Below are 22,744 nucleotides of genomic sequence, written 5' to 3'. Positions count from 1 at the left end.
ATTTTAAACTTCTGGTGGATTATTTGTCGGGATAAAGAGATGAGCTTCTGCTTGAGCTATACCATTGTAGTAATTTTGATCATAGCCATATGATATAGCACCATCTAAAATTACATCATCATTCATACTCACTGGAGCTGCATTCAAGTATATCGAACAGTTGTAAACTCCTACCGGTATTGTTAAAGGAGTTGAATTAAATACATCAGTACCTATTGGTGTTGATGTTGGTATAGTTAGATCATTGCCGAAAGGATTAACATTAACATGAGAAGCCTTTACTTTTGAACCTTTCCTACCTACCACATTGGCAAATCCTATAAACTCCATACCTTCCACATGCAGTTTATAGGTGCATGTTCCTGAATTAATATCTGATATTTTATCGGTAATATAAATAGTTGAAGATATCTCCTTTGTATATTGCAGTATATTCGATGTGATTTGGTCGCCATTCTGCAAGGTCAGAACAAGTCTGAAATAGTTTTCCCCGGTCCTAAGAACAACTTCTGTGTATGTTGTCGAAGTGTTGTTATATTCAACAAACGTTGTAGGATTATTGATATCCTTTCTTTGCCAACTCCAATATGTTATAGGGTTCGAGGGTGAAATGTTACTAACACCTGAATTTATCTCTATTTGATTATATATCCCTGTTAAAGGACCTGTATTATTATCAGGCCAAGTAATTTCAACAATCGGGTCCGGATCCGGAGGTATCTCATCAAGAACTTTGAAATTCCAATCATTTATATCAGTGATTCCTTCCCATAATATATCTTGAATAGGTGTATGAATACCTGCTTTATCTCCGTCAACTAATATGTAGTAATCCCCTGCATCAAGATCAGGTGTAAATTGGGCAAACAGGGTATTTTGATAGGCATTTGGCTTTTTTGATTCTATTAATGAACCATTTTTGTACAAATTGAACCTTATAGAATCATCGAAAATGAAAATATTTCTATTAAAAGTTACTGTAAATGTCTTCGTCACTGTTACTCCAGGGTCAAAAACTGAATCATCCGGATGATATAGACTGACAACGTAAAGATCTGAGAGGATCTGGGAGGTTATATCAAGATATTCCTCAATAGGATTACCTTCAAAATCTATCTGAAAAACATTGGAATCCGGTATCCTATCACCTTTTGATATTTTGGAAGGACTGGAAGTATGTCTTTGCCTGTCTATATAGGTAATATTATGACTCAATAATTTTACTAATCGATTGAAAGTGAAATAATCACTCAAATAGAATAAAAATTTATTGACAGGTGTGGTTACATTCCTTGAATAGAACTTATTACCTGATAATTGAATAATTTCTTCGTTCTCAGTTTCCTGATCAGAATCATTCTTGAAACATCTAAGCCTGATAACCTGATAAAATGATTGGTCACTGTAAGGTATTCCGAAAAGATATCCCTCGTTTTTATAGAAAAACTTAGACGTTTCTTCCTGGTTATCGAATGTGCTGTAAAATGGGTATGAATATATGCTTTTCCCTGACGAAGTAAACTTCAACATTAACAGACTTTCACCAAAATCCGTATCAGTTATGAATTCAAATATCAGCTGATATTTACCTGAAATGGTATCAAGAAATGGTTTTATCAAGATATCATATCCATCTTGGAATGTTTTGATAGCATTACCACATTCGTCTATCAACTGAGCTGTAATCACTCCATTGATATTCCAATCAAAATCAATGTTTGTAAATTGTAGTATGGAATCATTAGGCAATATATGAACAAAACCTGCGAACTTATTAAAGTAAACATTGGTATTGTCATTCATCAAAGCATCGGAAATGCTTTCATAGAATTTTAAAAAAGATATATCTATCTCATTATTGCCGTGATCGTAGTATTATTTTACAAATATAATTAATTATTCAAATGCATCGCTAAATGTTTTATCAAATATCTTATACCTCAACTCTTTATCATTCCTTTGTTCCAATTTTAACTTCAAGGTTCCGGTTTTCCAGGTATAGTCAACCTCGAAGGGATATCCTGTTATCACGTTTCCAACTTCATCAAAGCATTCAATATATCCCCGGCAATTCTCTGCATCAAGATTCTTATAATCTTCCATCATTTTCAAGAATAGTTCGAAATCTGCATAAACTTCTACATTTAGGAATTTAGGTGTTAAGATTGGTTCCGGAAGATTCACGCAATTGATAGAACCCATCTCTTTTACCAGAATACCATTAGTTTTTTGGCTTTCCAACGGTGGGTTATTTTTGAAATAAAGATTATTGATGCTCTGGTTACGGCTAAAGCTGCATGCTGTAGAAAAAAAGTTATTCCATCTGTCGAAATTTCTTCTGATACTATAATCTAGATTCGGATATAGAGTAGGTGAAGCTAGATTTTGTATCAGATCAAACCCTTCATTTGTGGCTGTCTGAAAATTGACATCCTGATAAACATAATATATCGTAATTGCTGAGGTCTCGTTATATGTCGGGGTGTGTCCTATCGGTTTAAGTGTCAATGTTACCTGCGTGATTGATAGGATTTCGTAATCTCCTGAATTATGACCTTCCTTTATTTTGAAATCATCCCCAACTTTCAAACCTCGCATATTCCAATTTATTGTTACATCACTTGTTGAAGAATTCTCACTGAAATTTGAAAGTAACAGATTTCCCCCGGATATTGACATTTGCAAATTAGCACTAAATTCACAAGCTATTCCTGATTCCAATGGGACCACTGAATTAATAAAAACCTTATCATCATCATCATCTGCAGTTGCCGGTGTCTTTGTTTCCAGATCTATGATAGCTTGAGATGAAAATCCAGATCTTACATATTTGATACTTCTTTCGAATTTATTCTCTACCTTGGAATTAGGTAAACTCCATTCTGCAGATGTATGGATATCATTGGTAGTATTCTTTGAAAGCCTGTTGGTCTCGTAGGTATCATATCCTATCAAAACGTTATTGATTTTAAATCTATCATTCCATTCCTCCTTATAGTTCTTTCCTGATGCCATGGGAAATGACGCCAATTTTACATCTCTGTAAAAATCGCCATATTTGCCAAAATATATCTCATTTTCATTGATCTCATAGTCTGCACATGCTTCTATTGCCATAGAATTCTCATATGCATCCTGAAAATTGGTAACAAATGGACGGGCATATTCAAGCCCAACCCATGCACTTCCGGACCAATAACATAGCCCAGAAGGTTCAACCATCTTATTGGTGTTGTAAATAAGTTCCCCTAAGGTTCCGGAAGGTTCGGTATTTGAAATTAGATTTCTTTTTGTTATTTCGCTTTCGTTTAGCAATATCCATTTTAGACCATTCCAGAAATAATAGCCCAATTCCATGGAATCTGCAAGCGTATTGTTTACGATTTCACCCAGGAATAGACCTTCCGGCAACGTCTCAGATATAAGTTCCTTGGAGTTGGAAGTATTCATAGAAAGCATCGCTCTATTCCAACATACATTGTTGTAATGTTCGCCGCCAATATCAAATAATGGAGCATTTACCGGAACTCCTTTTATAAATTTACTACACTGTTTTAGGACGTCAATATATCTTACAGTACTTATAACATTGTCAAGTGCTTTCTGAGTGGTCTTGATATCTATTGTGAAATTACTTATAGTATGTTTAAATCTTACAGTATTACCTCCGGTTTTGTGCCTTACAAATGAGTTAAAGAAGATCCATATTTTGGCACCGATTGGAAGATCAGGAATCTTGATCACGGTCTTTCCCATATTGAAATCAAAATGTCCATCGTGGGAGCCTATTGTGCTTTGAAAAAAAACTTGTCCACCCATATCACCTGTACGTGGAGGCATTGGGCTGTTTGTTCCCAGAACATCTTTCAAATTATATCCCCAGGCTATCTGAAAATTGGTTGTCGCTGTACCACCGGTTGCAGATCCACCTCCGTGCGAACCGTCTATACTGAAACTGAAATTATCAATTGTGATCTCGGTATCTACCATGAACTTAGTCGAATTGACATAAGCGAACATGCTTTTTGCGACATTGTCGGCTGCTATCATCAACGAACCTGCGTTGTTATCCCAGGCATCATCTGGAATTGTTATTTGATGCATTTCTGAACCTCCAGTATTTGAGTTTGTGATCTCGGATACTACATTGTTAACACACGGATTGAAGTATGAATATAATGTATCTTTGTTTTCAGCACTGAACATTCTTTCATTCCAAGTATCTTTTACGCTCCAAAATGAGCGTGTATATATCGGGAGAGCTTTACGCAATACTTTAATTGTAGGTGCCGGACTTATAGGTTTACCATCAATATCTTTTGTCGAAAATAGGTCTATACTGGTAGATAATTGCTTTTTATAGTCAGAAATATTAGTGTTTTGGATCAGAGTACACCCGAAATATGTTAATCCATCAGTATCAGGATTGGCCATATCCAGAAGTCCGATAATGAATTGTGAGTTATTTTTTTTGAGAATGTATTCTATTTCACCTTCGAAGCCGAATTGATTGTAAGTTTCAATAATAAAGGCAAATCCTGTATTGAGGTATCTGGTTTTTTGACCTTCGGGATTAAGGTCTTGTTCAAAATCTACCAATTCAAATCCGGTGTCGGAATAGAACATCAGATTTTGGATCTCATTACCATAAACGATATCACGTCCAAAACGCCCTTCATTCTGTTTGATAACAAAGTTAGCTACATCAAATCCGGAAGGTTCAGTGATTTGGTAAAGTTCTTCTCGTCCTAGACTTTTGAATCGGAGGAAATGCGAGAACGCATTAATATCTATCGGATTATTTATATCTCATTGCCGTAATCGGGAATTATTAATAAGTGAACTTTTGTAATGTATAATTAAAAGGGTCTGTTCCTCTTGACTCTATCTGACTTGGCATTCCGTTACTTATATATTCAGCATTATATTTAGTAATATCTAAAGGATTTGATAAGTTATCTAAATTATAGAATTTTTTTTCTTGAGGTATTTTAGAAGAAAAAGCTAAGTTATTGTTATATCCAAAAAGATATCCTACTAAAAAAAAACCATGTAAATACCTTAAACCTTTAATATTTATAAATGGTGAATTATTATTTGTATAAGTGTATCTAGTTTCAGTATGGTAATTTATCGCGTCTTTATTAACGGAAATTTTTTCAAGATTAAAATTTGAATCTAATTTTATTTTACCATTTTCTATACTACTCGGATACTTGACATCATAATTACAGTTGTAATCATCAATCCAAGTGAAAATTTCTACTCCAGTTTTTAAGGTACTAATATTAGTGTAATTTACCTTTATTAGTTTTGAGCCGTTATAGCTAAAATCATAATTATCTATACTATTATTTATATTTGTTATTTTATCTCCACTATATGTAAATGTTGTAGTAGTACCTCCTGAAATAATCTTATTTAATTTATCACCATTATAATAATATAAATCTTTTCCGAAACCATTGATTACTTCTGTTGGCATTATACCATTAGAGTTTTGGGTTTCTGTTGTATCATCAGAGTTGCTGCTACATGAATTCAGCAAAACTAAAATTAAAAAGAAAGTAAATTTTATTCTCATAATAATTATTTTTTACGAAATTACAATTAATATAAATACAAAAATTACGGTTTCCCGTAATTTTATTAAACTTTTTTTCCTACGTGACGAACACGATTATAGAAATCTTGACCACGATTATTATTAATAGTAATGTTTGTTTTATTGTTTTTAATTGCTCCAACTATCTTAGAAGCGTGCTTTCCAAATTCATTTCCAATCATTTCATAATCAATTCTTGAATCAACATTTGTATTATTAAAATCCAATATTTGAATTCTTCTTAAAGGTTCCGCAAAAGCAGTTTCCCTAATCATAGCAGTAATATCTGCAGGTATGATTTTATCCCCTATTTCTACTTGCTCAAAATGCGCTCCTTGATCAGAACCCCAGGATTTTATTTTTCCGAACCTATTTAAGTGTAATTCAGGACCTAATTCATCTTTAATTGCTAAACCAGTATAAGGAACAAAATCAGAACCTTCAGCAAACAAACTTATTCCATTTATTTGAGAAACCTTTAAAAGTCCCCCGGCAATTATTAAACCTCCTTGTAAATATGCGTTTGGAGCAAGAGCAGCTGTAACTGGGTTTGAGGCTAATAAATGTCCCGTATTAAAAGCACTAGATGCTTTCTCGTATGTGTCCATTGTAACTTTTAGAGTTGCTAAAGCTTTCCCTAATTTTGATTCTTCTCCGGCAATATTAATGAAGAAATCAAGTCCTGAATTTAGGGATTCAATTTTAGAATCTTTGATTAACTGATTAATGTAAAAATTATTATCCTTTAACTTTTCATTTATGTCAATCTCTTCCTTTGATCCAGCTTTATAAAGAGCTAATTTTGAATTAAGAGATTTTCTTTCTTCGGATAATTCATTAGCTTTCTGAGCATTACTATCTTTTGTTTTTTGTTTGAAATTTTTAATATTTCTTTTTTCTTCATCATCGATAACTTTCAGTTTATACTCTTGACTTTTTTTATCTATCTCCTTTGTGTCTTTATCAAAATCTTTTTTAAGTTTTAAGCTTTGAATGTAGAATTTTGTTTCAGCCTCTGTTAATTTTTCATTGTTTTTAACCTTTTCATCTATCTTTTCTTGATCTAATTTAAACTCATCTTCTAATGCTTTTTGATGTACTTCGTAAACTTGCTTAATTCTGTCTTTTTCAGCATTAACTAAATCGTCTGTTAATGAAGTAACACCCTCTAGTAAGGATTTTTGCTTTGCGTCATAGAGTTCCAATTCGAATTTTGAATTGTCATTATTAACTTTTTTGATTCCATTTTCTTTGTCATTATTAATTTTTACTTCATTATCTGCATACTTTTGCTTTATCAATAAATAATCAAGTTCGCTAGAAGATAATTTACGATTATTTTTAATTTTTTCATCGATTAACTCCTTATTTACTTTTAGTCCAATAAGGTCCTTACTCATTTCTAGTTGGGAAATAGCCATTTTTCTAGCTGAAATATCTTCAATAAATTTTATATTATCTGCTTGTAAGTGGTTAGTTTGATCGTAACCAGAAATAAGAGAATCTATTTCAGCTTTTTTCTTATTTATAGCAAGTTCTATTATTTTTCTGGAATGATCTTCAGCTTCTTTCTGAGCTTTTTCCATTCGCTCTTTTGCCTTTTTAGCTTCTTCTTCACGTTTTTTCTCCATCTTTTCGCGATCAGCCTCACCTTTTTCAATGATCTTATTATTGGCATTTACGGTTTTTTCCGTGAATTTATTATGTTCGTTAAGTACCTCATAATATCCGGAAAGGGATTCTTTGAAATTCGTAAATTCTTCATCTACACTGGTAGTTCTGCTTTCTGCTAGAGATTTGAATGCATTGTAAAAATCATTTTCATTTGTATATCTTTTTCGTAATTCAGCCTCTTCCTTTTTAGTGATTCCAGCCTTTTGAAGAATTACCTGTTCTGCAATTCTCAGATCTTCTTTTGCCAAAGCAATTCTCTGAGCATAATTCTGCTTTTCCAATTCTTCCGCTTTCTTCAATGCAGCTAGTCTTTGTTCCTCAGATTTGGTCCTATCTTTTGATTGTATTATCAAAGCTTCTATCTGACCTTGAATTTTTGAATTCTGGATAGATTGCCCCTCCATATTATCTTCAAGGTCCTGTTGTGCTTTCTTAAGTTCAGCAGCTGCAGCAGCTGCATCCCTCATATCACCAGCTAGTCCGGAAAATGCTTCTGAAAGGGATTTAGTTCCTGTTACCAAACCTATAATAGAATTCTTTACGACATTGAAAGCGGCACTGATACCGGCAATAGCCTGTTCAACTATATCTACTATTGGAGTGAACTGTTTGAATATGTATATCAAGGCTCCTACAGCCAATATTACAAGTGTTATGGGAGCCAATAGAATTCCCATGGCAATATTAAGAATACCTGTAGCCGTTGCAGCCGTACCTTCGGCTACTGCAGCTGTCTCAGAAGCGGCGGCAACACCTATTTGTCCAGTTGCCAATTGTCCAGATGCAACACTTGCTCTATTCAAAGATGCTGTTTCTGCATTTAAGGCAGCAGTTTCTCTGACTATGGAATTTGTAGCTGTATTGGTAGCAACAATAGATGCAGCTTCAGCTGTGGTATTTTCTGCAATTGCAACAGTTGAAATATTTTCTGATGCTGCCAATTCGACATGTGCTACTGTTTGCGCCTCAGTTGCCAATGTTTCGGCAACTGAACTTGCAGTTGAGGCTTCCTCTGAAATAGCCTGTTCGATATTTGAAACCGTATTTGCTTCTGTCGCAATTGTATCTGCAATCGTAGCTTCCGTAGATGTGATAGTGGCAATAGTTGTCGCACCTTCTGCAACCGCTAATTCCGTGTTGGCAACAGCTGCAGAAGTTCTAAATCCGATAGCTGTTTCTTGAGATATATTCTGTTCATTGGTAGCAACCGTCACCAATTCTTCGGCCGCTGCAAGATCGACCTGTGTTGATGCCACAGTTTGAGATGCACTGCCAAAACCAAGCATATTTTTAGCTCCATTAACAAGGGTCTCATTAACACTGCTTATCGTATCTTTTACAACCTGATATCCTTGTTGAAATCCGATAGCTACTTCTCTTCCTTGATTGATTACACCTAGAATATTTCCGGAAGCTAAATTATCCATAAGTCCATTGATATTGTCACCTAGTTTGCTGAAATGACCTTCCAATTCTTCCGAGTAACTTCCAACCAATGCACGGTTATCCCCGGAAGCTTTAGACAATGCCCTATAATCAGCATTTAATTGACTTGATTTAGCAGAAGCAGCTTCGAATTGTTTTTCAATATTCTTATATTCTTCAGTTGTCTCTTTCCCTTCTTGCTTCAATAAAACCAATTGAGCTCCCAGGTCTTTGGCTTCACGAGTATATTTAGAAATTTGGGCGTTCAGTTTTTCCAAAGCAGAAAAACCTTCTTCGTTTAGTTTTGCATTTTCCTTATTAAGTTGATTCTGTCTTGCAATTTGGAGATTGACAGAAGCTATTTGCTTTGCTTCATTATCCATAGCAGTTTTCAATCTTGCCTTTGCTTTTTCCAATGCTGATTGAGTGTTTATAACCTTCTTGTCATTTTCATCAGCTTCTTTTTGAATTTTCTTGGTCTTTTCCTGAACCTCCAGATAATTTTTAATGGAAATCGTACTTTTGGTATATTGTTTGGCCTCTTCTTCCTTCATCACAGCAATATCCAATGATATCTTAAGAAGCTTTTTCATCTCTTCGGTAAGTTCAGATACTTCTTTAATATGTTCTTTTAGACCTGGAAAACTAACTTCTTTTGCCATTTTTTTGCTGTATTTTGTGTTGTTTTTCGATTTGATTGAGTATCGCACACCATTCTGTAACTACCATTTTGAAGCGGTCAACAGAATAACCTTCTTTTCGTATCATGGCCAGTGACATCTCAAAATTTGAGTGTCCTTGACCATCATTATTTTCTTTTTTGTTTTCAGAGAAAAATATCCTGTTTATCTCATTTTTTAAAAGGGAAATCTTAAGGTCGATATTTTCTTTTTTTACCCTATATTTTTTTAGATATGGTTCAACATCCACACCTGCATTAATTGATACTTTAATAGCTGTAAAAACGTCCATCTGACTCAACAAATAAACGGTCTTGATCTTTTTTCCTAGCATCATCATCGATATCTTATTGTCTGATATCTTTAGGAACTCATCCAATATCTCTATCCAAAGATTTTGAAGTATAAAATCAGGAACCTTGGAATTGGGATCTTTTTTTAGAAAAGAAAGGTCTCCGCTCATAGCCTCATTGAAATTATGGATAGGCAGGATATTACACTTATCGTACAGATCGAAGACCTTCGTTTTCCTAAAGAAATCAATTAGGTTTTGGAGCAGTTTTCTTTTTTGGAGTAGTTTTATCATCCTTGATAGTTTCTGAATTTTCAACTGTTTTTTTTACGTAGAGAACTTCTTTACCATCTGGTGTGAAATAGCAGCAGATATTCAATTCATCATTAAGATCGCTTTCTTTGCGGATGAAAATACTATCAGTTGCTTTGTGAACGTAAACTACGTGAAGTATTCCCGTGTCTTTTGTTTTCTTTCCGGCTTCTCGTAATTTATCCTTGAAGCCTACTTTATTTTTGCAATCGCACATGATTTAAATTTTTAGATTTTTTATTAATAGTGAGGAACATTTGTCTTGAACTACATCTACAACCTCATCCATGTTTTCCTTTTGAATACCGAACAGATCTTCAGGGTCGAATGATGTAACCGGACTTGCATTTTTATCGAAGAAATCAAACAGGTCCTTTTTATGAGGACTATCTGAATCTACGATGAATGTCAAATCGTTATCTTTTTCATTGATAATAGCTTTCGTTTGCTTGTAAAGATCTCCAGTATCGTAGAATGTATATGGAGTACCGGCCTGTTTACGACCTCCTGATAATATTTCGGTCATTTCAGAATAGGTTCCGACAATATTTCCATTGGAATCTTGACCTTTTTCCCATTGTTTTGTTTGGATTTCGGGAATAGTTTTGTCATTTTCCAACTCATTTTTTATATCAGAAACGTATTTTGAAGGCGAATAACCTGTTATATTTTCTATGTAGTCGTAGATTGTCATGATTTTAAAAAAGCGGTAGAATACCCACCGCTTTTATTTATTTGAATATCTATTCTTATGGGAAAGAAGCTTGAAGGACATTCGATTTATAAAATGCCTCATCAAGAATATCAACCACAGTTGAACTATCAGCACTATCATATAGGTCAATCAAGTAATCGCCATTCGCTGATGCTATTGGGATGTTATATTCTCCATTCACTTCAGTTGCAACCGATGCTACAACACTGTTATCGGAAGCTTTTCTGACTCTGAATTTTGATGCTAACCCGGAAACTGTAGATGAGTTATCACATCCGGAAACCAATTGCACTTTTATAGCAGCTGATGCTTGTGAAAGCTTTAAGATTGTTACATCCTGAATACCATTCACATCGACCAAAGTATCATCAACAATAAAGCTTCTTCTTTTGTTGAATCCTGCAGTTCCATTTTGGTCCAATTGGATATCTAATGTCAACATTGAGATTTTTGCAGCACCATCATTGAATGTTGTGTTATTCACTGAAATATCGCTAATGCTGAACCCGTTAAGGAAACCACCTTTGTTATCAAAGAATAGTTTGTCCTCCGAATCAAGAATTAGAAGCTCCCAACCATTCTGCTTCGCAATTTTGTGAAAGGCGTTACTTAAACAAGTACTTTCTTCAAAATCCAATGAGAAATCATATAACCCTTGTGATACTGTTTTCTTGATCTTGTTGGTGAAAGTTTGTACGTTGTTTTTTTGTGGATTATCAGTGAAATTCAACAAATCATTTAATGGGATCAATTCCCCTGATTTTATGTATTCAGCTCGTGCTTCCAAATCAAAATTACCATCAGCTAATGATATTTTGAGACTCTTTTTTTTCAGGAATACCTTTACGACATCCTTAAGTGAGATATTACAACCGTTAAAATAAGTTCCGATCGTACCTTCTCCACAATTTAATGTATCGATAACAATACTCATTTTGATATTTTTTTTTATTAATTAATTATTTTGGCATACAGTTCGGATTAAAATAGATATCGCATTCCAACACTATGGCATCCCATATATCTATTTGTCCACTGTCAGTTTGAGAATTCACAGAATAATTTGGAAAGAATTTCTGAGAATGTTGACCATTCCTATCCATCCAAATGTATTTCCTGAATTTTCCCTGGGTCATGAGTTTACAAAACTTTTCAACTACCTGATCAAGAATATATCTCGTTGTCTGCACCCTTGTTTGGACCAACTTATCTGAATCGTTGTTGATAGCGAAAATGATTCGCATTGATCTATATGTGACTATCTTGTTCGGAGTATTATCTGAATTTTCCGTTACAGGATAAACCAACCAAGCCAATGGATATTTCTCTTTTTTTCCTTGAAGCCAAACATTAAGCTCTTTTTCGGTTCCGAATGAAAATTTTACATTCGCCGGGCTTTGGAAATAATAAGGATTTTTTATCTGAACAACTTCTCCAAAATCACTATTGATATATTCTCCTGCAGGAAGGTCATATTTGTTTCCGAGGAAATCAAATACATTGTTCAAAGCTTTCTCTATCGGTTGCATTAGAATTTGTTTTTAGGTTCGATATGTGAAGGTTTCCAGGTTGGAAAATCTTCTTTATGATCTCTTAAAAACTCATACAAAGATGTTTGATTCTTTATACCTCCTACAACTTTCATCTGGAATGAATTATAAGCATCGATGCGCTTTGGAAATCCTGACACCGTGAATGAATTTGCAGCTGTCAAAATAACCTGACCGACACCTGTAGTTGAGGTTCTGTAATTATAATTGTAGTGATAGTAGATATAATCTGCAATGAAGGAAGATCTCAATTCGATATCAGTTCCGTTGAATTTGAAACTATCTTTCTGAACAATACCTTTCCATTCTTTTTTTTTGATAATATCATTAACTGTAACCTCGTATGAGATACCGTTTATCAATGCTTTTAAATGTTCTGGTGCATCATCTTTCAAATTATTATCAGTATCAAAACAATCCTGCAACTCGTTGTAAAGTTCCTGACCTAAAACCAAAATCAAACATTGCTTTTCATGATCATAAATGAATCTTGAAATTTCCAAAGCAACATCTCCCATTTCGTTAATGTTAGATATCTTGAATGGTTCGTTCTTGAAAAATGTTAGATCTGTGAAAAGCATGTCTGATAATTTTGATTAGTCCTCTGATTCGGTTTCAACATCTGGAGTAAACTCTTTTGCAACTCCATTGCTTACATATAGGTCTCTCATAACCTGAGAAATGTTTGTCAACTTATGACCTTTCTTGAATCCACGGAAATCAGCAGTAAATTCAACATTGAAAAGTTTCGTTAAATTTACCTTATGGACTTTTTCAGGTGTTTTAGCAGCTTTATCCTGATATCCTTTATAGACATCTGCCAATGATTTTGGACCGCCTTTTTTAGCTTCCGTTTTTACTTCTGGTGTTTCTTCTGTTCCAGCCATTGTATTATTATTTTAGAATTAGTTAAAAAATTGAACTACACTTTTGATAAGGTATTACAGCTGAATTAATCTGCTGTAATACCTGCTTTGATGTTTGTGAATGTATCAGAAACAATTCCCGTTCTGGTAGCAACCGGAACGATGCATGCAAAGAATTTTTCCAATCTGTGAGATAATAGGTTTTTATTACCATCTGTTCCGGAATAAAATTCAGTATAATCTGTTGCCGTATCAATACCTGCTTTTACAGATGTTTTGAAATCACCTACGATCAGATCATCATTTCCTAATTCAACATCAGTACGAATTCTGACAGATACATCATCACCAAAATTGATGGTATTGTTCAATAGATTGATACTACCTTTATTCTCCAACATATAATGTCCATCACTAGCTTTCAGGGTTTGCATATTTTCCCATGCATAAACTGACATCCTAGCAGAATTAGGGGCATATCCAAGCTTGACCAAAGATGAGATAACCGCAATGATAGCATCGAAGTTATTAGGTGCAGTATGTACAGCTTGAGCCGGAACCGGTGTAAATGCTGTAGCGTTTGCTTTGATCTTTGCAATCACCAACTGAGGTAATTTCTTATCGAAATAGGATTGAAGTGTTTTCAAGAACGAAGTAACGAACATAGCAAAGAATCTTCTCATCTTTGTTGTTGTTTTCCAAGTCGTTGCAACTGCTTCAGCAGGTTCATCGATAGCAGCCCATATCACTGTAGATTCTGGCTTTACTGCACCTTCAGCGGTAACAGCTATATTAACCGTCTCAGTTTCAGAAATAGACACCAATCTGTCAGCATTCAAAGGAAGCATATCAATTTCATCCAAGATATTAGATTTTGGTACCGGTTTTTTCGCAATACCGGGAATCAATTGTGCGAAATAGTTACCGATAGTTGTGATAGCTCCAGCTATTCCTGCACCTGCATTAGCATTAACCCCGATAGCATCGGCCTTGATTGTTACCTTTCCATTGAGTGTGCCTTCATTACTTGACTTGTGGATAGCTTCCAACTCTTCTTTTAGGGATTTGGCAACACCAAATCCAGCATTTTCAGGGGAATTTGCACCATCTTTGATTGCTTCACCTTGAGTTTTTACAATTTCTTTAAGTTCCTCAACTTCAGTTTTTAGAGTTGCATTTGTTCCTTTTTCAGTTTCAAGCTCACTTTTCAAGCTTTCAAGATCTTCAGAAGAAGCCTTTTTATCTATCTCATCACCCATTTCATTAAGAAATTCAGAGTGAAGTTTGGCCTGTTCAGCTGCTTCCATTGTCTTGAAAGCTTCTTCTGTTACGTTTTTTGATTTTAGAAAATCTTTAAATTTTTTCATTTTGATTAGTAAATTAAATTAAACTTGAGTAATAGCTTTTTTGAGTGGAAGTATCCGGCTCGTTTTTATCTTCATCAAGTGACTTATCGCCGGCTTGACCTTCTTCTATATCTTCATCGTCATCATCTGACAACTCTATTGTGGGGGTTGTGAAGCAACTACCTTTTACTACTGCACTTCCTTCATCTTTAATTTTTGCTTCTACCACTGCATAAAACCAATTCACACTATCAAGATCATCTTGATTTGCACACATAGGAGCATATTTGTTCCAATGATCTATATAATCTGTGTAACTAGCTTCTCCTTCAGCAAAGCTTTCTCGCATACAGAAATATTCTTTGACATATTCCATTCTAATGGAATGGTTACGAACAAAACCTTGCTTGTATTGATCATACATATATTCGTTACGGCTTTTTCTGATTATAGCATCAAATACTAAACATTCAGCTGAACCCTCATATTCAGGATATCCCAACTCAGCGAATGTGTAATTTTGAGTATATGCAGTAATTTCATCAGATATAATACCTTCAAATGTCAGATTGTGTTCTTTGCATAGATATATCAATTTCTTTTCTGTCAAAGATTTTTTCCACAAACCGGGAATATGAAGATCTCGATGAGAATCGAGAATGTTCGTTGCATTGATAATACATTTCACTTTTAAAACCCCTTTGTCCTCAATTGGATTTCCTGTATCGTCTGATTCAGCTTTTAATCTTTCACCTTTTTCATTTACAGCAAAAGAAGTAAACCCGAATGACATTCCATCAGATTTTTTTGGTTCACTTCTTCTTTGAGCTTTTAACAATGCTTGATTCTCAACCAACCATTTAGCTTGTGCTTTAGGATCACTGAATTTTTTTATGTTCATCTTTGCCATCTTTACAGATATTTGAATTTTCTTTTCTCTTTTTTAAATCTTTCAATAGCTTTTCATCTTTAAGTTTTCCAGCTATATCTTGAACTTTATTAAGTTCTTTGTCACGGTTATATGTATTCTTCATATCCTTGGATTTTTTCTTTCAGTTTGGATTCATCTATCAATCCTTTTTCAAACATGCTGAATAAGACTTCAAGTTTTATTTTCATAGTCTCGATCTTCGTTTTTTCATTTTCTGCAAAAACTGGTAGATGGGAATAGTCGATATATATCGTATTTTCCCATTTGAAGAATGATGATATCTTCTCACAGAAATATTGAGCTAAAGGTTCAATTGTGTTTTGGATAACCTCTATCATTGCCATCTGACGATTCGCAAACTTTGCCGATTCAGTTGTAAGGTTTTGAAATTCTTTTGGAAGGTTGTATTTGTTGATTATAACCCTCGCATCTTCAACAGATAACTTGTCATAATCAAGCTTTTCAAGTCCATCAGATAAAGAGAAAGCTTTTAAAGGTAATGTAGAGAATGCAACACCATATGTATTGTTGCCGATACCTGTTTCACGAAGTTCCTTCTCAAGTTTCTTTTTGTGGGTTGTAGTTATTGGATTTCCATCTTTATCAATTTCACCGGTTCCAACCTCACCATCCAATCCGAAATCATCAAATGTTTTTACATCCAATGAAACTATCTGAGATCCGGACCTTTTGATCATATTTTCTTTGGCCTGACCTGCCAAAGCGTAATTTTGAATGTTCTGCTTTAATGCAAGTAACCTTGATATACCTATATAAGGTTTCTCCGGATTTTGACGGACATCGAAATACGGGATCACATTGGAATATTTGATTCTCGTAAATCCTAATGGACGATAACTGAAATGAAGATCTTCATTTTTACTGAAGAAATTGAATACGAAACTATATAAGCTATTCCAATCTATATAATCAGGATCACAATTAAATAACTGTGTACCGCTATTTAGTTTTGTTTCAAAACCTACAGATCTATTCTGCGGTACAATATAATTCCATCCATGCGAGTAATGGTAATAGAGCCATTCTTCAATGAATTGACTGAAATTCTGATTTGAATTAGGATTTCTTAGAAGTTTGATAAGATCATCACTTTCAGTAACATCTTCACCTTTTGAATTGACAGATTTGAGTATTCCGGATGAAAGAACTTCTCCGAAAAAAGTGATAGTGCTATCTATTGGATCAATAGATTGTGCAAGGCGTGTGTAAAAGCTTTGATTGATATTTTCCCAAGAAGTAGAGAATATCGCTTGAAAAAGAGGTGAACTGGTATTATGAAAAAAAGGCAAACCATTTTCCTGTTTAGAAAATGTTGGTTTATTCCGTTCGAATAAGCTTTGAAGAAATCCTATTTCATAATTTCCGTGATCGTGATTTAATTTCTACAAATGTAATAAATTTTTGATATGCAATTAGTTATTTGTAAAAAAAAACAAATTAATAAAATCACACTCCTGATAGTGTCTGTGAATTTAATCAACGGCCTGTCGGTATTTGCTCCTTTCCCTTGCCGAATTATGATTAGCCAATAATTGAGCTTTACTTATCGCTTCACGTCTACGCTAGCTTCTTACTTTAATCTAAGAGTGTGATTAGTTTTATATGCACCGAAATTTATCCAACCAATTTTTTGTAAAGTTCGATTGTCGAATAAGTATCAGACAATGCAGAATGTGCTTTCTCATTTACAATTTGGAAATGAGAACAAAGATTTTCAAGCGAATAGGATGGAAGATTTAGAAAACCTTTTGCTATCTTCATCGTATCTTCTTGAAGAAAGTTGATGAAGAAATCTTTTTCGTGATGGAATCTATTACACAGATGTTGGATTCTAGGAATGTCAAATATAGTGGAGTTATGACCTACTAACACTATTTTTTCAGTTTGAGAATGTAATTTTAAAAGCAATACAATATCATAAATAACATCACATACATCACGGCCTTTAGTTTCCAGGTCCTCAATTGTAATTCCGTTGACCGCCATCGAATCATCTTTATATGATACTAGCTCGGTTCCACATTCTCTCAGATAAGGTTTGATCAGCGAATGAAATTCTTCAACTGGTACAAGGTTATTATCAGTGATCACAACGGCAATTTCGCAAACTCCGTTTTTGTTAATGGAGAAACCTCCAGTTTCAATGTCTAAAAATGCTTTCATAATTTGTTTTTTGTTATTGGTTTACGGGTTTCCGTAGTTAGAAAGGTTCGGGAATTGTCGCCCAAAAAATTACGCCGTCAATTTGAAAATCATTATAATCAAAGAACTCACAAAATTCACTACCATCGATAAAACCTTGATAACATACAGCTATATAATAATTTCCTTTGTAATCTCTTACAATAAGTTCATCGGATTTTTTACCGTCCCAATTTCCTGTTTGTGTGCAAATAGATTTTTCTTTACTTAAGTTTTTCCAGTCCATAATTCTAATTTTTAAAAGTTAGCTCTTCTCCACAAAGGGCGAAATGAAGGTTCTGTAACTGGTGAGTGTACCTGAGTATTGCGATAGTAGCATTTCCTACGAAGAAACTATAATATCCTATTTCAGTAGTGTATTTTGTAAAATAAAAAACACATTTTTCTTTAAACCACATTCCGTTATTTTTCTCAAACCCCATCTTCAAGAGAACATCTTCGGAAAGGGGAATAGGCTCTAAGCACCATCCATCGGGTAATGGAAATTTACTTCTATCAATAACCTTTGTAGAGATGCGATTATCATTTAATTCAATAACTACTAATAGCTCTTTTGAAATTTTATCTCTTACAAAATTCCCCAAACGTAAATCTTTTGCTTGTAATTGGTTTGCTTCCATTATTTATACCTGTTTTTATATTTTCCTTTCGGGGTTTTATAATCTGATGAATCATCAAGTTTCTTTGCTATTGAATAAGCAACTATTATTGTTAATAAACTTATCATTTCTCTTGTTTTATGGATTAATTTGCTTCGTTAGAAAACTTACATCAGTTGTAAGTAATTGTATATTAAATACTTTCTGCTTCGTTAGAAAACTACGGTTGTTTTAGGGATTGGAGTAGTGCTTTAGCTTTTTCCCATACTTTTGGTTGTCTTTCTAAATAATATGGCGTTTTTCCATCTAGGTCTTTGATTCTTTTCAGTTCCACAAGTTCCTCCAACATCTCTCTCATCTCTTCTTCTCTGTCAGGGGATTGCATCTTGTTGACTATATGGATTATGTCTTGCATTTGGCTTTCTAATAGAATAAGACCGTGTTCTTCGAACATATGATCATGCAATTCTTGATATTGCTTTCCCGGATAATCCGAGTCCTTTGTAAACTTTGTTTTCATAGCTATTCTGTTTTAAGAATTTATAGTCTTAAATGTTCTTGAGCTTTTCTTTTGTCGTTCTTAGTAACTGTTTTATTTGAATCTATACTATTCCAATTGTGGCAATGATGGCATTTAACATTCATCAATCCGGATGAAAAGTTTATTTCAAGCTTTGATAATGCTTTCATATTTTCAAAGGAAATAACATCCTTGGTGAAATTGCCTATTTGATTGTTGCAGCACTTACAAATTAATTTAGTATTCATTAATCCTTGTAGATGTTAATTAGTTTATTCTTGATAGCTATATCCATAAGCGAGGTACATATATCAGCGAAATCTTTTATCTCATTGTTTTCGGCTTTCTTCTCGTATGATGAAAGATTGTTGATAGCGTTCTCATATTCCTGATTTGGTGAAATGTTCAAGAACCGGAAATGTTTTGATACCAGATAAGCTTTATCGAATATCCTGGCATCCTTATTACCTTTTGCGTTGAATGTCCTCACTAAAGTATATTTCTGCTTAACCTGCTTTGCATATATTGAACCTAAACCATCCTTCTCAAACCAGAATGCATAAGGCTTGTGTAGTTTGGCCTTCCGGATATTTTCCGGAATAGTTTTTTCACTGCCATCTTGATTGAATACAACATCATGGACCCAAATAGTATTATCGTAGATGTACGCGAAAATAGAAGCGATGTAACATTCTCCATCATCTGCAGGGTCGCACGCTGAAATAGATAACCCACGCTTCTCAATCTTATCAACTTTGATAAGTTCATACATCAAACCTTCTGCATCTTGTGGTTCTTGCTGATATTGACTGTTAAAGATATTCTCGTTTTCTTTCTTAAGCTGCAATAATTCATCACGGGTATGTATCTTGCTGCATAATGGATTGCCTTTATCATCGAGCGCTTTCAACTTTAGAAGATTCCATCCACCTGCTTTGATAAGATGAGAACTGAGATCATTCTTTGATATCCTTTGTTGGATATTGATGATTGGTGTGAATCTGGAATTGACACGGTTTTTTATCGTACTATCATATCGTTCATTGACACGGCTCAACATCAATCGACTCCAAGCATCTTCCGGTTTGTTGGCATCATCGATTACAATGGCACCACCGAAAACATAATTGAAAACAGAGTTTTGATCTTCCGGATTTACTGGAATGAATTCTTCAATACCTTCATTATTATCTTCTGATTCCTCAACCTCATCATCATATTCCTCAATAGAACTACCGGCTCCGAAACCTGTTATCTGTCCTCCAGATGATGTTGCATAAACTCCACCGCCTTGAGTTGTGTACCACTTTTCTTTTGCTTTCGAATCTTTCTTTATTTGAACTTCCGGAAATAGATATTGATAAGCTTCACTCATCACAATATCTTTGATAGCCTCCGAGTTATCAAGTGCCAACTTGGTAGAGTACGATACATGGATAAACTTTGCTTTTGGATTATGTGCCAGGGCGTATGCTATGAACATCTTTACGGCTATTTCAGTTTTTCTATATCTCGGTGGGAGATTGATTATTTCACGGGTTATTTCACCTCTCAAAACCTTTTCAAGGTCCTCAACTATTCTAAGTTGATATGGATAAAGATTGGGCTTATATCCGAAATGTTCTTTCTGAATGTAATAGATGAAGTTTTCAAATGATGAAAGAACGATTTCCCGAAGGATATCCCTGGGAGATTTTCTAACGGTCTTTGATTTTACTTCCGGCATTCAAGATTACAGAAACAAGAATTTATAAAACAATATTCCAACTGTTGCCCCTGCAGCAACAAATGTCAAAGCGATTGATAGTAGGATAGTGCATCCTAACAACGTTTGTTTTTTATCGGCTTTAAGTTCTTTGTTTGTCATTGTTTAATTGATTTTGTAAATTCGGAAATTGATTTTTCAAAACCTTTTTTACAACAAAATTTTTTTGTTTTTCCTTTTATATCTATTTCAAAAGGAACATTATTACACTCACCTTTTTTGCAAACTTTGTATACTATCATCATCGATTATTTTTAGGTTTAAAATTTAACACTGGCCGTTACTATCAGGGTTATTCAGTTTTTCGTATAGCAAATCTTTTAATTCTGCATGTTTCTCTTTCAAGAATTCACGCACTTCTATTTCTGTAGCATTATCAGCAACTTGAGTAACTTGCCATTTTGTTAAGTCATCAAAGTCTTTAACCTTAACTTCTGCTATGCTACAAGATTCATCATTTGAACTTATTCCAATTGATACTTCAATTGGTTCGGAATCTCCATCCCATCTGTTGGCGTATTCATCCATAATCGTGAAATCAAAATAATTATCAATTTCAAATTTTTTGTTTTTAATGTCTTGCATTGTTTCTATTTTTATATTCTGATAATTTAAAAACCCGACCGAAATATTTCAGCCGGGCAAAAACTAATAACCATAAAACCTCAAATTAAACATGAGAATCTTCTTTTCCCTTTTTCAAGAGTCAACCTTCCGGATTTTGTGGAGAGATGGGAATCGAACCCATGACCTGTGTATTGAAATTATGCTTTCCTGCTTTTATTGTACCTTATTCTGCACCTACTCGCTTTATCTTCCTCAACCGCTCTACCCCTGAGCTACGTCCCCCCCTGCATTTTGTTTTGATTTCTTAAATGCTAACAGAATTAACTGCGGACCATACAACCTCTATAATTTGCAACTTACAAGGTGATCAACCTTTTTTCCGTTGCATGGTCCTTTCTCAAAAAAATGTTTGTGGAGAAGGCAGGACTTGAACCTGCAACTTATTACCGCTCAACTAAGAGGGGGCTCTATCATTCGCCTACTTCCCCGATTTGGTTTGCTTTCTCATTAGGCTGAAAATCCAAGGCATTTAATCTTACTCAAAAGAACCTATCACAGGACACCCCATCTTTCTCCAAAGGATACTCCGGGCGCAAACCTTACTGGATGTATATTTTAAAAAGCACGATAACACCTACGCTGACAGTTTGAAAAAATTAATTTAAAATAGTTCTTGAATGTTTCGATATTACTAACCTGTCGATCGTGCTTTGATTTATGTTTTGAAATTATATTTTTTTGTTACGAACTCTTTGAAATCTTCTTCGTCCTGCTCACTTTTGAATGATGTGGAATTTACCACAACCGGATTATCTTTGTCACCAGAATGTTGAACCTTTTTAACAGGATAAAGACCTTCCAATCTTGATATTTCCTTTTTGATGGCTAGAATGGTCCTGATTCCCTTTGCTGACTTTTTTTCTTTTGCACTTAGATTCTGAATATCATTCTTTAGACTATCTATCCGTTTATTCAATTTGACAGTAAAATCTTCATCAACTTGATTCAACCAGTATTTTGAAGCTTCTGCAACATATCGATCTCCCTGCCTTTTTGATAATCCATATTTCTTTTCAATCCTTTCTGAAATGGTAGAACTCGGAACCTCATCAATCAGCCATTTCTTAATTTCAGCTAATCTCTTTTGCTTCTCAACCGCTGTCGTCCTAGGTGTTCTACTCATGAAAAAAGACATATAACGTCACAAATATAATTAAAAAACCGTACAATGTACTATTTAAATTGAAAATTTTTTAAATTCTTTATATCTTCTTCGATATCAAGGTAGTTGGCGGCGGTATATCGGAGCATTCTCCAACCTCTCAGAGTAGCAAGATTGTACTTTTCACAATCTTTCTTGTAACCGGATAATGTGGTATGACCAGACTTATCGGAGAAGATACCTTCATACTCAATTGCGAGATTTAGTTCGGGAATAGCCCAGTCGAAACGAAAATCACGAACCTCATCGAATTTCAGTTCGGAGACAAATGGAAGTTCGGACCTTTCGAGAACTGCGATGATGTGCAGCTTATATTTCCCGATTTCTTTAGGGATCTTTATTTTGTTCTTTGCATCTGGAGGAATGGTAACGGACTTTATTTTTCCTTCCTTTTCAAGCTTTTTTAGAAGTTCTTTGTTCCAGTTCATATTGGATAAATGTTATTAGCTATG

The 22,744-nt window shown here is 34.3% G+C and carries 23 protein-coding genes and 1 tRNA gene; all 24 read right to left on the bottom strand.

Going from position 1 to position 22,744, the window contains the following annotated elements; translation table 11 throughout:
• Positions 1-3: 3 nt before the first annotated feature.
• Positions 4-1,749: a hypothetical protein gene (locus K319_RS0100720; protein ID WP_169712639.1), complete on the bottom strand. Its 1,746-nt coding sequence runs from the start codon at positions 1,747-1,749 to the stop codon at positions 4-6.
• 147 nt (positions 1,750-1,896) lie between these two features.
• Positions 1,897-4,626, bottom strand: coding sequence for a hypothetical protein (locus K319_RS0100715; protein ID WP_027381876.1), 2,730 nt, complete (start codon positions 4,624-4,626; stop codon positions 1,897-1,899).
• A gap of 205 nt (positions 4,627-4,831) precedes the next feature.
• On the bottom strand, positions 4,832-5,584 hold the full coding sequence (locus K319_RS0100710) for a hypothetical protein (protein ID WP_027381875.1): 753 nt from the start codon (positions 5,582-5,584) through the stop codon (positions 4,832-4,834).
• Positions 5,585-5,649: 65 nt separating this feature from the next.
• Entirely contained in the window at positions 5,650-9,366 is a 3,717-nt protein-coding gene (locus K319_RS0100705) for a coiled-coil domain-containing protein (protein WP_027381874.1), read from the bottom strand.
• Positions 9,350-9,970, bottom strand: coding sequence for a hypothetical protein (locus K319_RS0100700; protein ID WP_027381873.1), 621 nt, complete (start codon positions 9,968-9,970; stop codon positions 9,350-9,352). Before K319_RS0100700 ends, K319_RS0100705 begins: the two co-directional genes overlap by 17 nt.
• Complete coding sequence (locus K319_RS0100695) at positions 9,924-10,205, bottom strand: hypothetical protein (protein ID WP_027381872.1); 282 nt, start codon at positions 10,203-10,205, stop codon at positions 9,924-9,926. Before K319_RS0100695 ends, K319_RS0100700 begins: the two co-directional genes overlap by 47 nt.
• 3 nt (positions 10,206-10,208) lie before the next feature.
• Positions 10,209-10,682 (bottom strand): hypothetical protein, encoded by a 474-nt coding sequence (locus K319_RS0100690; protein ID WP_027381871.1) that lies wholly within the window; start codon positions 10,680-10,682, stop codon positions 10,209-10,211.
• 55 nt (positions 10,683-10,737) lie between these two features.
• Positions 10,738-11,637, bottom strand: coding sequence for a hypothetical protein (locus K319_RS0100685; RefSeq protein WP_027381870.1), 900 nt, complete (start codon positions 11,635-11,637; stop codon positions 10,738-10,740).
• 25 nt (positions 11,638-11,662) lie between these two features.
• On the bottom strand, positions 11,663-12,232 hold the full coding sequence (locus tag K319_RS0100680; RefSeq protein ID WP_027381869.1) for a hypothetical protein: 570 nt from the start codon (positions 12,230-12,232) through the stop codon (positions 11,663-11,665).
• Complete coding sequence (locus K319_RS0100675; RefSeq protein WP_027381868.1) at positions 12,232-12,834, bottom strand: hypothetical protein; 603 nt, start codon at positions 12,832-12,834, stop codon at positions 12,232-12,234. Before K319_RS0100675 ends, K319_RS0100680 begins: the two co-directional genes overlap by 1 nt.
• A gap of 15 nt (positions 12,835-12,849) precedes the next feature.
• Positions 12,850-13,140 (bottom strand): hypothetical protein, encoded by a 291-nt coding sequence (locus K319_RS0100670; protein WP_027381867.1) that lies wholly within the window; start codon positions 13,138-13,140, stop codon positions 12,850-12,852.
• Positions 13,141-13,205: 65 nt separating this feature from the next.
• On the bottom strand, positions 13,206-14,486 hold the full coding sequence (locus K319_RS0100665) for a hypothetical protein (protein WP_027381866.1): 1,281 nt from the start codon (positions 14,484-14,486) through the stop codon (positions 13,206-13,208).
• A gap of 13 nt (positions 14,487-14,499) precedes the next feature.
• Positions 14,500-15,375 carry a hypothetical protein gene (locus K319_RS0100660; protein ID WP_156907020.1) on the bottom strand — a complete coding sequence of 292 codons (876 nt, stop codon included), beginning with the start codon at positions 15,373-15,375 and terminating at the stop codon, positions 14,500-14,502.
• Entirely contained in the window at positions 15,344-15,499 is a 156-nt protein-coding gene (locus K319_RS21425; RefSeq protein WP_156907019.1) for a hypothetical protein, read from the bottom strand. Before K319_RS21425 ends, K319_RS0100660 begins: the two co-directional genes overlap by 32 nt.
• Positions 15,483-16,706: a phage portal protein gene (locus K319_RS0100650; protein WP_027381864.1), complete on the bottom strand. Its 1,224-nt coding sequence runs from the start codon at positions 16,704-16,706 to the stop codon at positions 15,483-15,485. The genes K319_RS21425 and K319_RS0100650 overlap by 17 nt, the downstream gene beginning before the upstream one ends.
• A 325-nt stretch (positions 16,707-17,031) precedes the next feature.
• Positions 17,032-17,580 (bottom strand): 3'-5' exonuclease, encoded by a 549-nt coding sequence (locus tag K319_RS0100645; RefSeq protein WP_027381863.1) that lies wholly within the window; start codon positions 17,578-17,580, stop codon positions 17,032-17,034.
• A 37-nt stretch (positions 17,581-17,617) separates the two neighbouring features.
• Positions 17,618-17,845 (bottom strand): hypothetical protein, encoded by a 228-nt coding sequence (locus tag K319_RS0100640; protein WP_027381862.1) that lies wholly within the window; start codon positions 17,843-17,845, stop codon positions 17,618-17,620.
• A gap of 4 nt (positions 17,846-17,849) precedes the next feature.
• Entirely contained in the window at positions 17,850-18,239 is a 390-nt protein-coding gene (locus K319_RS19535) for a hypothetical protein (protein ID WP_034671150.1), read from the bottom strand.
• A gap of 199 nt (positions 18,240-18,438) precedes the next feature.
• Positions 18,439-18,738 carry a hypothetical protein gene (locus K319_RS0100630; RefSeq protein WP_027381861.1) on the bottom strand — a complete coding sequence of 100 codons (300 nt, stop codon included), beginning with the start codon at positions 18,736-18,738 and terminating at the stop codon, positions 18,439-18,441.
• A gap of 247 nt (positions 18,739-18,985) precedes the next feature.
• The gene (locus tag K319_RS19530; protein ID WP_051230324.1) at positions 18,986-20,464 is read right to left on the bottom strand and encodes a hypothetical protein; all 1,479 of its coding nucleotides are present in this window, start codon (positions 20,462-20,464) and stop codon (positions 18,986-18,988) included.
• A gap of 306 nt (positions 20,465-20,770) precedes the next feature.
• A complete protein-coding gene (locus K319_RS19525; RefSeq protein WP_034671148.1) occupies positions 20,771-21,088 on the bottom strand; it encodes a hypothetical protein in 318 nt (105 codons plus the stop codon).
• A 394-nt stretch (positions 21,089-21,482) separates the two neighbouring features.
• Positions 21,483-21,558: transfer RNA gene (locus K319_RS21420), tRNA-OTHER, on the bottom strand.
• A 227-nt stretch (positions 21,559-21,785) separates the two neighbouring features.
• Complete coding sequence (locus K319_RS0100605) at positions 21,786-22,253, bottom strand: hypothetical protein (RefSeq protein WP_034671145.1); 468 nt, start codon at positions 22,251-22,253, stop codon at positions 21,786-21,788.
• 50 nt (positions 22,254-22,303) lie between these two features.
• The gene (locus K319_RS21705) at positions 22,304-22,720 is read right to left on the bottom strand and encodes a hypothetical protein (protein ID WP_185092680.1); all 417 of its coding nucleotides are present in this window, start codon (positions 22,718-22,720) and stop codon (positions 22,304-22,306) included.
• Positions 22,721-22,744: the final 24 nt, after the last annotated feature.

It is taken from the genome of Epilithonimonas caeni DSM 17710, from assembly GCF_000426465.1.
Classification (GTDB): domain Bacteria; phylum Bacteroidota; class Bacteroidia; order Flavobacteriales; family Weeksellaceae; genus Epilithonimonas; species Epilithonimonas caeni.
The sequence above is the reverse complement of the archived record's forward strand: the minus strand, read 5'-3'. Positions and strand labels throughout refer to the sequence as shown.